The following is a 12,675-nucleotide window of genomic DNA, read 5'->3' on the forward strand; positions in this document are numbered from 1 at the left end:
GGCTATCATCGACGCAGCCTCGTCGAAACCAAGATGCGTTGCTTCAAGCTGCTCGGTGAGCGTGTCATGGCGCGTGACTTCGACCGCCAGGTCGCCGAGTTGCAGGTGCGCGCCGCCATCCTCAACCGCTTCACGCGGCTGGGCACGCCCAGGACGGTCGCCATGCCGTAATTCCGTATATGGGGTTTGGGGTATTAGTGTGCCGCAGCAAGCGGCGTAGGAGATGAGGGTAGGCCCCTCGCAATCGGCTTGCAGGAGCGGGTTGCAAACCACCATAAGCGGCATTGGTCAAAAGCCCTTGTCGTGAGCGTTATGGAAAAGGCGTCATTAGGCGTCAGGTATGGATCTGGAAGACGAACAACCGTGAACTGCCGTTCAAGTGTCGAAACTACTCAGGCGACATCAAAACCGGGGAGTGATACTGCCCCGCGATCAGTCTGGCCGTTACCTGCTTACGGGCCAGGTGGTGTCCGGCATAGAGGCAGCGTCAGCCTGATCCGGGCTCTTACGTTGAACTGCGGGAACCTTCGGTGGCGATGTAAAGCGAAAGGCACAAGCTCGAAAGGCAAGGCCGATAGTAGCGATGCGTCATCAAGGGACGGAGCAGCTCGTAGTAGTGTTGAAGCCGCTGTAATGGCGGTGGAGCGAAGGGGCTGCGTCATCCCGGCATTTGGTTGTGTCARCCGCGCAAGCGGGAGGAGCGCAGCCCAATGACCAAKCCGTACGACATTCCCAAGGCGCTTGTCTGGGAAGCCTATCAGTATGTCAAAGCAAACGGAGGATCAGCAGGTGTAGATCGCGAATCTCTGGAGCAATTCGAGAGCCACATAAGTGACAACCTGTACAAGCTCTGGAACCGCATGTGTTCCGGTAGCTATTTTCCGCCGCCCGTCAAAGGTGTGCCCATCCCGAAGAAGTCCGGCGGGGTGCGCATGCTGGGTGTGCCGACGGTCGCGGACAGGGTGGCGCAAACGGTGGTCAAGCGTCTACTTGAGCCGGTTATTGATCCTAGTGCCGGCGCCAGCCCGGCACTTCAACGCCATCCGAACGTTCAGCCCGCCTTTTGCGCCCGACGCCGACGGAGTCCCAAGCCAACCAGTACCGGCAGCATCAGCATGACGGTCGACGGCTCAGGCACTTCCGCGGTCGCCAGATTCCAGCCCACCACATCCAGCGCTACCAGTTCTGCCGAGTGGTAATTGGAGATCACACCAGGCGTACCAAACGCGTCCTGCGAGGAAGGCGTTTGCGCCCCCACACTCCACCAGTCGGCGTAGTCGCCCCCCGGATTCTGGTTGAAGCGCGCCAGCATGGTCGAGCCGCCGTCGATCGAGAAGTAGGCGTCGTCGCCCGCAGTGGTATAGGACCGGGTACCGGCAGACGTGTAGCGGAACAGGTCTTCGATGCCCAGAACAGGATAGCCAGTGCCTACCGACGAGCCAGGGCCGCCGACGCCGAGGAATTCATCCATTTCGTGCAATGCGACGGCAGACATGTCGTATTCATTCGAGGCGATACCATCGGCGCGATTCGAATCGACCAGGCTGAGGTTGATGGAAATATCCCTGACTCCCTGGGCGCCACAATCGAAACCGAGCGCGAAGCACTGGGCGTAGGTGAACCAGACCAGACTTTTTCCCGTCGCCGGATCGGCAGGACCGGCCGTCACATGACTCATCGCCTCGTAGTCGTTTGCGCTGGTGCGATTCGCATTCAGTGCGGCCACGACGTTGCCATAGCTTGTGAGATACATAGACTGGGCAGACGAGCCGAGTCCGCTCGACGACGTCTTGAAGTTGATCCCAAATGACGTTGTCGGTGACCTGTGACTGCAGAAACGAAATCGCGCTGAGGACCGTCGATTTTTGCTCGGCGTTATAGCCGGCATCGAAGGTGGGATTGATCACCAGCGCGTGGCATGGCAGCCGCCGCCAGCAGCGACATCGATACCAGGTACTTGGCGATTGCTTTCGTCTTTTTCAGGGGGCGAGTGAAGTTCATTTTGGACATGGACTTTCGATCGTGTTATTAAAGGGAGAATCAGGTTTCATTTATGCAATATTTTCGCCTAGGCAACATAATTAGATTATGTTCATAATAATCAATTGATTATAGAAAATTCATGGTTGTTATGACAAACATGGACGCCGATTGTCGGGTCCACTGTAAAGTTTTTCGACTGAAATAATTCCAGCGTTCGGAGGGACTTCGAGCGAGGAGGTGCGCGCCGCGAAGCCGGAGCCACGCGGCGCCAGATCGTGCCGCCCGTCGTTCTGATCTGAAGTGTTGAGCCGGCCGGCTCTCCCGTCACCCGTTGTTCACGATGATCTTGCCGCCCGCAAGCACCCGCCCGACCTTCCTGCCCGTTACGGCCTGGCTATCGTAGTCAACGACTTCGGCCGACGTTTTCGGATCGGTGTGCCAGACCCTCACGCCAAAGCGCCMGGATGCGCTGGCGCCGGCCGCAGTCGTCGCCGCGAACCGATAGCCAGCCGAGCCGTTGACCGTGCCGGTGCCGGTCAGCCGCGCCTGCCCATCCAGGTTCGTCGACACCCGTACGTCATCGCTTGCGAAGGCAAATCCAGGCAAGGCGAACAGGAAGCGACCCTGTGCGGCCGCTGCGTTCGTCCGCCCCGCCGGCGGTATCACGAAACTGAACGTCGCTTTGCCACCGGGCACTGGTGCGCGCAGGGTGAGGTTGGTCGGCAGCAGGACTGTCCCGGTGCCCGCGACGACGGCGCCGGACGGTTCGTACACGACGACCCGGTGCGCCACCCTGGCGCTGTTCCCGAGCCGGTCGGTCACGTTCGCCGTGACCGTATAGATTCCCGGCGCCGAATAGATGTGTCGTGCCGCCGCGCTTCCGCTCCCTTTCGCGACGCCGGCATCGCGCGCGCGGTCGGCGGTGCCGTCGCCCCAGGACCAGCCCACGCTGTAGCGCGCCGCGCCATCCTCCGTCGTGAAACCGATCGACGCGTCCGCCGTCGCGCCCAACGGGACCATGTCAGGCGCGGCGATCGGCCCGGCCGCGTGTGCGCAGCCGCAGGCCCGCATGGGTTTGAGCAGCACCAGGCCCGCGTTCGAGGACGCGACGATCGAACCGTTGTCCGCGATCCCGAGCGCGCTTTCCAGCACGAGCCCGGCTGGCGCGTGGTACAGGCGCCGGTTGAGGTCGACGAGGCCGTCGTTCCGGCTCCAGATGAAGGCGTGGTAGCCGTCGTCCGGCGTGACCGCGCCGCCGACCACCTGCCCCTTGTTATTCGCCGCCAAGGCCGTCGACGAGTCACCGCCCAGCGTGCCGAGGTCGTGCATGCCATGCGCCTGCGTCCACGTCATCGCGTGCTGCGAGAAGCCGGCGTAGATGATGACGCCGGCGATACGCCCGCCCGGGCTCATGCCGAACATCCACGTGCCCAGCCCATTTGCCGGGCCGAGGTCGTGCATGCCGGTGGCGCGCGTCCACCAGAACACCGTGGCGAGATTTTCCGGCGAAGTGGAAGTCAAGACGTTGCCCGCCACGAGGCCGTTTGCCGCCACGGCGACGGGGGTGGACGCGCGCGAGCCGATGGTATCGATGTCGACCATGCCGGTGGCGCGGGTCCAGGCGAAGGCGTGATAGGTGGAGCCACCGGCCCAGGCATCGCCCGCGATCAGGCCGTCATCATTGATCGCCCGGGCATACGCGCTCGATTCTTCGCCGGGCAGCAACAGGCCGAGATCCTCCATCCCGCTCCAGGCGCTCCAGCGGAACGCGCGCGGGTAGGGCGGGCCTGGATCCACCGTCGAATAACCGGCGACTTCGCCCCGGTTGTTGATCACTGGGTCCCAGGCCCCGTTCCTGCCGGGCAGCGTCCCGATATCCGTCATGCCGCGATGCAGGTTCCAGACGAACGAGTGGATGAGGCCGGCCGCCGTGCTCGAAATGCCCGTCACCGTGCCGTGATCGTTCAGCCCGTTGGTGCGGACGGCGCTGCCGCCCAGCGTACCGATCTCGTGCAGGTGTGCGCCGTCGTAGAACCATGCGTGGGGCGGTTCGTCGGACCACCACGGAGGGAAATGGGTGAACGTCACCTGGCCTATCGCGTTGATGAAGACGCCGCCCTCGCCCGGCCCCAGGTTCGTCACCCGGTACAGGGTGGGGACGGAGCTCGTTGCCGCGGCTGCGGCGATGGCGTTGTTGTCCTGTGCCGCTGCCGCTGCCCCGGCAAGCGCCACGCTGCCCATCAGTGCGGTCGGCCAATTGCACAGGAGACGTTTGAGAATTGCCGGGCCTGGTCTGCGCTGGTTCATGTTCTGCTCCATGAGAAAGATGATCGGGCGGACGCCCAAGCTGATGATCGTCCAGCGGCGGAGCGGGACCATGGGGTGAATCATGCAGCATGAGTATTCCGCATGGCGTGGTTGTCCTTTGGTCCAATTGAGGACCCGACATCTGTCGGTCATGATGAATTCTCAAATTCGGACTCTCGGGAGGTGCCACATGAAGCCCGTCAGACTGTTCTTTCATCCGTCGCGCGTGCTGGCGCCATGCTGTCTGCTGGCGGTGGCCGCGTGCGCGAACCCGGCGTTGAACAACCAGCTTGCCAACAGCCGGGAAGCAGTCGACCAGGCGAAGATCGTCGGGGCGGAGCAGGCGGCGCCGGCGGAATTCCAGGTCGCGGTCGACAAGCTGAACCAGGCCAGCGCCGCAGCCGAGAAGCGGCGGCGGGGAGACGACGCGATGCGGCTGGCGCAGGAAGCGCAGGTCGACGCCAACCTCGCGCGCGCCAAGACGAATGCGGCGCAGGCCCGGCTGGCGGCCGCCGAGATGGCGAAGAGCAACCAGCTCTTGTACGAGGCCATCAATCGTACAAACCAGAACCAGCAGAGGTGAGAGATGAAACACATCATCCGGTCCACCACCGGCGTGCTCGCTGTCGCCATGATCGCGGCGGGATGTTCGACGGCGCCGAAGGCGTCCGATGTGGCCGCCGCGGAGTCGGCCATCGGCGATGCCGGGCACGCCGTCGACCAGGCCGCCGCCGATCCCCACGTGGCCAAGTATGCGCCCAGCGAACTGGAGCGCGCATCGGCGTCGCTGGAGCAGTCAAGGACGGCATGGAGCAAGAAGCACGATCTGAAAACCACCACGCACCTCGCCTATATCGCGCAGCAGCGCGCCGCGACGGCGCAGCAGCTCGCGAACGAGCGCGCTTCGGAAGAGGTCGTGAGGGTCGCCGCCGTCGAGCGCGACCATGCGGTGCACATGGCGGCGACGGCGAAACCCGCCACGCCGGGCACGGAGGTGGCGCAGCAGGGACTTGCCGGCTTCGGCTTCGGCAAGGCGAAGCTGCCGCCCAACTCGGCGCGCGCGATCAATGACCTGGCCACGACGCTGAAGGACCATCCGGACAGCAAGGTCGTGATCGAGGGCCACACGGACAATGTCGGCAGCCCCGGATACAACCAGGCGCTGGCCATGAAGCGGGCGGAAACCGTGCGTGCCGCCTTGCTGCGCTATAAGATCGACCCCAGCCGTATTCTCGTCGGTGCGCACGGCGAAGCGAATCCGGTGGCCAGCAACGATACCAGCGCCGGGCGCCGGGAAAACCGCCGCGTGGACGTCACCATCGCCGGTGCCGAGTCCATGGCGGGCGGAGCGCAAATGGGGTCCTCGCAAGGCTCGACCGCGACGATGTCGAGCGGAGCGGGCGGGCAAAATGGACAGAGCGGGCAAAGGAGGCAATGACATCCTTGCCGGCATCCTTGCCGCTTCGTGATGCCGGCTCGTTTGCAGCGATCGTCATCCGGTTCGCACTACCGGGCCAGGACAATGGACGCATGTGATATTATTTTTTTATCATGTCGTGTTATGGTTATTAAGGTGGTATTACTGGTAATTTCTCKAATTTGCGAAAATTTGAGAGGCTTCCGGTAATTCGATTCTCGCAAAAATTTACCCTTTCATTCGGCGGTTTACGGAAACGGGATTAAATACTTGGTGCGCGAAATTCGCGCCGGAATTACTCGAAAAATCACGGGAGAATTCCACCTCGTTTCTCTTTTTGTTTTCCATTTTTTTTATGCTAGAGTTTGTCGCGTCGTTACGGCACACTCAGCAATTCAATGATTTGGAGAACAAATATGTATCACCGCTTTTCGGTCCGCAACAGGACCGCGACTTTGGCTTTCCTGGCCGGTTCGATGGCCGTGCATGCGGCAGCGCATGCAACGCCGCCGGAAAACCCGGGCCTGGCGTCCATGTCTCAAAGTAGTTTTATCGGTGTGCGCGCCAATGAAATCTTCCAGCGCGACATGCCGCAGAATACGTCGACTATTACTGTCAAATGGCAGTCGCCCGGCCCTACGTCGGTGTTCAGTTATTACGTGGTTTCGCTGCTCGATGACACGTACACCAGCCGGGTACGGGTGCTGAATGAGGGTTCCTATACCGGCACAGGCCTGTTCACGTTCGCGCTGGAGCCGCAGGCCACGGACAAGAAAATCCGGGTTTCGCTCTACAATTCCTCCATGTCGGAGATCGCGCGCTGGGACAGCCCGCTTTTCAACGTCGGCGAAGTGTTCGTGGTCGCCGGCCAGAGTAACGCCGGAAGCTTCGGCCATGTGGATTCGAACCTCGACACGGTCGCCGATGCACGGCACCGCACCGTGACGCCGGCCGCCCTGAATACGAGCCCTCCCAATCCTCCCAGCCCCGCAAGCACCTGGAGCACGTTGCAGGCACAGACGGTCGACCCGTCGGGGTTCGCGTCCGCCTGGCCCGCACCCGACAACGGTTCGCCATGGCTGGCGTTTGCCAAGGAGCTGAATTCCAAGCTGGGCGGATCGGTTCCGGTCGCCGTCGTGAATGTGGCCGTGGGGGGCTCGCCGCTGGAATGGTGGCAACGGCAGGATGCATTGGGCGGGAAAACGTATCCGAACGAAGTTTATTCCTACCCGAGACTGCTGCGCGCCGGCCAGACGCTGACCCGGCTGACGTCAACCGGCGGTACGATGTGCAGTTTCCGCGCCGTCCTTTGGCATCAGGGGGAGGCGAATGCCGATCGTGACAAGTCCCAGACCTCGGCGGCCGGTTATGGTCCGGCGGACAGGAAATATTACGTGTGGGGCCTGGACGAGGTCGCCAGGGACTTCCGTGCCGATACGGGCTGCTCGCAGCCATGGATGGTGGCAACCGCGACATGGACGGACAACTATAATTACATCGTCGACCAAGGCAGCAACACGAATAAATTCTGGACCGAAGTGGAGATCCGTGCCGCGCAACGCCATTTGTGGAGCCGTGACCTGGTGGCGGGCGCGCCCGTGTTCAAGGCGGGTCCCGATACCGACATGATGAACGGCGAGGGGCCCGCGTACGGCCAGGCCGGGTATCGTTACGCCGGAGACGTGAACTTCCCTGGCCTGCACATGTCGGGCATGGGTCTCCAGCTGCACGGCAAACTCTGGGCCCGCAACGTCGCGAACCTGATCAATTCCTCGCTTCCCATCAATACCCAGGATCCGACACTGCCTGCCGATTTGTTCTCCGGCACGACCGTCAACCTGGGTTCGTCGATCCCCGAGGTGGCGAAGGTGTGGCAGGCATACAGGACGGCGATGCTGCGCGACGATACCGATATGAAGTACGATAACGAAGGGTTGCGTTATTGGGTCCAGGCACTCGTCATCAATCCCAACCTGGATCTCCAGAGCACCTTCGCCGGGTCGGATGAACGGTATGTCCGCGATACCTTCCAGACCATCGTGGGCCGCCGGCCGGCCGTGTGGGAATTGAAGTACTGGGTCACCAGGCTCGCCCAGCAGACCACGACGCGTGGTGCTCTGTCGACGACGGCCAATGTCGGCTACGAAAATACGCTCAGCGCCAACGCCAAGAAGGTGTTCCGTCTGTACATGAACGTCATGGGTCGTAACCTGGACGACATCAAGCAGGATACCGCCGGCCTCGCTTACTGGACCAGTGTGCTGGACAATAACCAGGCAACCGAAACGGCGATCGCGGACTCGTTCCGTTCGTCCCCGGAGTATCGCGTACGCACCGCTTTCGTCAAGTCGTTCAACCGCCAGCCGACCCAGACGGAGCTGAACACCAATATGTCGAACCTGGGCTCGAAGAACGATACCGCGCTGGCGGAAGATATCTGGCAGCACGCGACTCCCTGATCGGCAGGTCTGTCTTGCGGTTTCCCGGCCCAAGCGACGACAACAGCATGGGCCGGGATGTGCGGTAAGCCGGCGCCATCCCGGGCGCCGGCTTACCGCATTAACACGTCATCATCGCTTGACGTTCACCGGTTGTCGTGACCCGTGCACCAGTCGCTGTCGGTGTCGCTGTAGGGGGCCATCGCCCCTTGCAGGTTACCGCTCGCATGTCCCGCGCTGATCGCATTGCGAAACGGACTCGTGCCGATGCAGCTCCGCCTGTCGTTGAGGCCGTCGCTCGGTCGGTCGGCCGGTAGCGGCGTCGAGGCGGTGATCAATTGGATAGCCAGGTTGTTGCCGCTTGTTACGGCGTTCAGCATGCCGTCCACGACGATGGCTGCCTGGACCTGGATTGACTGGTTGCCGTCGTTCAGGATGGTATTGTTGTTGCTCATCTGCCCACCGGACCCGCAATGACCGTCAGGTGTTACGGCCCCGGGGCACTTGGGCGCTAACCAGGATCCCGTGCCATTGAACAGCATGATGTCCGAGTGCTGGTTCCTGCCGGCGAAAATCGTGTTGTTCGTGAAACCCGTGCCCGAGAACGAGCAGGATGTTGGCGCTGAATTGACGCATTGGGTCGTATCCAGTCCGAGCGAGCCATATGCGGAATGGCCGGAATGGAGAATCAGGTTGTTCGACGCGGTGCTGGCCTGGGTTGCGCCATCATGACCGAAGATCACGATGCCGACGTCGGTGGGATCGACGATATCGTTGTGCTGGATGGTCGCACCCATGATGTGGTTCGAGATGCCATCGGCCCAGGCGATCAGGGTGCCGTCACGGTAGTGGCGTTGGGCGTATCCTGTCGTCAGGTTATTGTAGATGAGCACGCTGCCGTTGAAGGCGGTGGGCGAGGTTGGCACTGAAGGGGTTGGTACCGGGAATGACTGGATATGCGTTGCCGACAATGGTGCGTCGCTGCGCACGCCCTGGATCGTGCCGGAATTGCCGCCGACGTAGTTGATGTTCGGGAATACGTTAGCCTGTTGATCGCCCTGGGCAGGTAACGTCGATTTGAAGCGGTCACGGCCGCCGGTAACCCAGATGTTGCGTACGGTGGAGCCGGGCTGCATGACGATCAGGATGCCCGGCGTGGGACTGTCCCGGACGAGCCGCGCCTGGCGAGCATACATCGTGCGGTCGTAGCCACCCGCCGTTTCCAGCACTTTGCCGGCAGGGATATTCAGCGTGGAAGTCAGGTACACCACGGTGCGCGGCGGCACGCTGCAAACGGCATTGTTATTGATGCAGGATTCGAGCTGGGACTGGGTCCAGGTTCCGGAGCCGATGTCGAGCGGTCGCTTGGGGTCGCCGAGCGGATCAAAGCCGTAGCCTTTGCAAATCGCTGGCACGAGGGACGCGAATTCCTGGCTGCCGACGAAAGACTGGATGACTTCCGTCAGGGTATGGCCCGATTTCAGGCTGTTCACCCAAAAATTAAACCCGTCCGAATCCGGCTCCCGGCTGAAAATGGCCCGGTACGCGGTCAATATCTGTTCTTCCGGCGTATAACCCTTGGATGCATATTCCTGCGACTGGAAAATATTCAGGGCCAAGGTTTGCAATGAATTGGCCGAACAGCCGGCCGCCAGCGCGTAATTGGTTGCGCTCTGCCAGCCGGATGTGTCCGGTGCGCGTCCGAGGCCTTCGGTGTATTGTTTGGCGATGAATTGGGAGGGGACGGCTGCAAAACATGGTGCACTTGCCAGAGCGGCCAACAGTAGTAGTGAGTTCTTGCGCATTCGATTCCTTGATTGAATAATAGGTGAATATCTGCAGTGACCGGACGACGGACATGCAGATATTTACGATATCACAGCGAATTCGGGTGAAATCTCACCAATTATTCGGCAAGGAAATATTGATCGTGCGGGTTCGCATCGACGGGGATTCGGAGATATTCTTTAAATAATAGATAAATGGCGTTGCGTTCCCATCCACGGGCTCACGCCCGCGCCATCTCCGGCAACCGCCCGAACCACGGCTGCGCATCCTCCAGCTGGCGCGCCAGTTGCAGCAGCCGGTCCTCGCTGCCGGACGGCCCGGTGAACTGCACGCCCGGCGGCACCCCGTCCGCCGTCCAGTGCAGCGGCACGCTCATGGACGGGGTGCCGGTCAGGTTCGACAACTGCGTGAACGGCACGTATTAATCCGTCAGTGACCGGTGCACTGGTCGCTGTCGATATCCGTTCCCGCCTGCAGGTTCCCGCTCGCATGTCCCGCGCTGATCGCATTGCGGACCATGATTCCATTGTTGCAGGCGAGCCTGACGTTGACGCCGTTCGGGCGGTCGGCCGGTTGCGTCATCGAGGCGGTATTCAGGCTGTTGCCGCTCGTCGTGGCGTTGAGCATGCCGTCCACGACGACGGCTGCCTGGACCTGGACTGTCTGGTTGCCGTCGCCCAGGATGGTCTTGTTGCTGCTCATCTGCCCACCGGACCCGCAATGGCCGTCACGCGATACGGCGCAATTGGGTGGTGCCCAGGAGCCCGTGCCGTTGTACAGCATGATGTCGGAGTGCTGGTTTTTGCCGGCAAAGATCGTGTTGTTCGTGAAGCCCGTACCGGAGAACGTGCAGGAACTCGGCGTGGAATAGAGGCACTGGATCGTATCCAGTCCAAGCGAGCCATAGGCCGAATGGCCGGCATGGAGGATCACGTTGTTCGATGCGGTGCTGGCCTGGGTTGCGCCATCGTGGCCGAAGATGACGATGCCGACGTCGGTGGGGTCGATGATGTCGTTGCGCTGGATGGTTGCGCCCATGATGTGGTTCGAGATCCCGTCGGCCCAGGGAATCAGCGTGCCGTCGCTATAGTGGTGCTGAGCGTATCCCGTCGTCAGGTTATTGTAGATGAGCACGCTGCCGTTGAAGGCGGTGGGTGAGGTCGGCACCGGAGGCGTCGGTACCGGGAATGACGCGATATGCGTTGCCGACAACGGCGCGTCGCTGCGCACGCCCTGGATGGTGCCGTTATTGCCGCCGACATAGTTAATGTTCGGGAAGACGTTAGCCAGTTGATCGCCTTGAGTAGGCAACGTCGACTTGAAGCGGTCACGTCCGCCGGAAACCCAGACATTGCGTACGGTCGATCCAGGTTGCATGACGATCAGCATCCCCGGCGTGGAACTGTCCCGGACGATCCGCGCCTGGCGTGCATACATCGTCCGGTCGTATCCGCCGGCCGTTTCCAGTACCTTGCCGGCCGGGATCGTCAACGTGGAGGTCAGGTATACCACCGTACGCGGCGGCACACTGCACACGGCGTTGTTGCTGATGCAGGATTCGAGCTGGGCCTGGGTCCAGGTGCCGGAACCGATGTCGAGTGGCCGCTTCGGATCGCCGAGCGGATCGTAGCCATTGCCGGCGCAAATCGCGGGGACTAGGGAAGCAAATTTGTGACTATTCAGTCACTGGGCAGCCAGCGGAATAGGATCGCCGATGAACGCACGTTGCAGCACGGTGAACATGCCGTGGCCCTGCTTGCGCATCGAGTCGAGGACGGAGCGGATGACACAGAAGTGCCGCGCCCCCTCGAACGTGCGGAAGCAACCCGAGATCTTTTGCTTTACCTTGGGCATGCGCACGGCGCGCTCGGCCTCGTTGTTGGTGAAGGGCACGCTGAAGTCATTGATAAAGCGGAGCACGGCATCGGCGTGCACGCGGAMACGGCGCAACAGATTGGCGGCCGTGCTGTGCTTGCCGCGTCCGCGTTCCTCGCTGGCCGCCTCCGGGTTGTCCGCTTCGCCTTCGCGCACGATGTCGTCGTACATGGTGCGGAAGGCCTGCGCTTCGGAGGCGTCGAACACCTTGCCTTGGCGGCGCAGCGCGTCGCACAGTTGGTTGGCGTGGACCAGGAAATTGCTCATGCGCTGTGCCCACGGCTGGCCGGTGGTCTGTGTCACATACAGCAACTCGCGTAACAGATGAGCATTGCACAGCGCATGGGTCACGCCGTCGAGCTTCCAGTACGGCGCCCAACAGTCATGCACCAGCACGCCGCGATGCCGCGGCAACACGGCATGCGCCTCCATGGCCGCCAGGCCGCGCTTGTCATGCACGCCGTACCAGGTGAGCCGGTCGGTGGCGACCACATGCAGCCATTGCAGCTTGCCCGCCACCCGCAGGCCCGATTCATCGCCGTGCAGCACAGGCGCGGCGCCGAGCTGGCTGGCGATTTGCAGGGCCGTCGGGCTCAACGCCGCATCCGCCTCGGCCACCCACGCGACCAGCGTGGCGGGCGAGACGGCCAGACCGTACAGATCGGCGATCAGTTGCGCCGCGCGCGCGTAGGGCAGCATCTGGCCCTGCGTCAGGTGCACGCCGAGTGCCTTGACGTTGGGGCCGTATTGCACGGGACTGTCCACGCCGGCGGGGAAGGCACTGGTATGCAAGCGCCCGCAACGGCACGTGAGCTGGACGGTGCGATGTTCGATGACGTCGAATGTCGTCACCGGTACGTCAAATAC

At 62.0% G+C, this 12,675-nt stretch carries 9 protein-coding genes and 2 pseudogenes; 5 read left to right on the forward strand and 6 right to left on the reverse strand.

Annotated elements, in window-relative coordinates; translation table 11 throughout:
- A pseudogene (locus AC1DYX_RS19485) lies at nt 1-171 on the forward strand (IS5/IS1182 family transposase); the annotation flags it as partial.
- Between the two features lie 880 nt (nt 172-1,051).
- Here the strand turns inward: AC1DYX_RS19485 and AC1DYX_RS19490 are convergent.
- Together AC1DYX_RS19490 and AC1DYX_RS19495 are read right to left on the reverse strand one after the other, a co-directional pair.
- Nucleotides 1,052-1,888, reverse strand: coding sequence for an NF038122 family metalloprotease (locus AC1DYX_RS19490; RefSeq protein WP_477261814.1), 837 nt, complete (start codon nt 1,886-1,888; stop codon nt 1,052-1,054).
- 419 nt (nt 1,889-2,307) lie between these two features.
- Nucleotides 2,308-4,290 (reverse strand): PKD domain-containing protein, encoded by a 1,983-nt coding sequence (locus AC1DYX_RS19495; RefSeq protein ID WP_477261816.1) that lies wholly within the window; start codon nt 4,288-4,290, stop codon nt 2,308-2,310.
- Nucleotides 4,291-4,480: 190 nt separating this feature from the next.
- Here AC1DYX_RS19495 and AC1DYX_RS19500 point away from each other — a divergent pair, with 190 nt between their 5' ends.
- The 3 genes from AC1DYX_RS19500 to AC1DYX_RS19510 all read left to right on the forward strand — a co-directional run bounded on the left by AC1DYX_RS19500 (nt 4,481) and on the right by AC1DYX_RS19510 (nt 8,166).
- Nucleotides 4,481-4,873: a DUF4398 domain-containing protein gene (locus AC1DYX_RS19500; protein ID WP_477261818.1), complete on the forward strand. Its 393-nt coding sequence runs from the start codon at nt 4,481-4,483 to the stop codon at nt 4,871-4,873.
- A gap of 3 nt (nt 4,874-4,876) precedes the next feature.
- Entirely contained in the window at nt 4,877-5,728 is an 852-nt protein-coding gene (locus AC1DYX_RS19505) for an OmpA family protein (protein ID WP_477261820.1), read from the forward strand.
- Nucleotides 5,729-6,183: 455 nt separating this feature from the next.
- Nucleotides 6,184-8,166, forward strand: coding sequence for a sialate O-acetylesterase (locus tag AC1DYX_RS19510; protein WP_477261822.1), 1,983 nt, complete (start codon nt 6,184-6,186; stop codon nt 8,164-8,166).
- 125 nt (nt 8,167-8,291) lie between these two features.
- Here the strand turns inward: AC1DYX_RS19510 and AC1DYX_RS19515 are convergent, their stop codons facing one another.
- The 3 genes and pseudogenes from AC1DYX_RS19515 to AC1DYX_RS19525 form a co-directional block, all read right to left on the reverse strand.
- Nucleotides 8,292-9,950, reverse strand: a complete 1,659-nt coding sequence (locus AC1DYX_RS19515; protein WP_477261824.1) for a DUF4214 domain-containing protein — start codon at nt 9,948-9,950, stop codon at nt 8,292-8,294.
- Between the two features lie 203 nt (nt 9,951-10,153).
- Nucleotides 10,154-10,342, reverse strand: a pseudogene (locus tag AC1DYX_RS19520) (amidase family protein); the annotation flags it as partial.
- 20 nt (nt 10,343-10,362) lie between these two features.
- A complete protein-coding gene (locus AC1DYX_RS19525; RefSeq protein ID WP_477261826.1) occupies nt 10,363-11,310 on the reverse strand; it encodes a hypothetical protein in 948 nt (315 codons plus the stop codon).
- On the opposite strand from AC1DYX_RS19525, the gene AC1DYX_RS19530 reads away from it, so the two are divergent.
- Nucleotides 11,309-11,563, forward strand: a complete 255-nt coding sequence (locus AC1DYX_RS19530; RefSeq protein ID WP_477261828.1) for a hypothetical protein — start codon at nt 11,309-11,311, stop codon at nt 11,561-11,563. The genes AC1DYX_RS19525 and AC1DYX_RS19530 overlap by 2 nt on opposite strands.
- Nucleotides 11,564-11,616: 53 nt before the next feature.
- On the opposite strand, the gene tnpC is transcribed toward AC1DYX_RS19530, so the two are convergent.
- Nucleotides 11,617-12,675: IS66 family transposase (gene tnpC, locus AC1DYX_RS19535; RefSeq protein ID WP_477261830.1), on the reverse strand; the 1,059-nt coding region annotated here is incomplete at its 5' end.

The organism is Massilia sp. P2_C2, from assembly GCF_056404615.1.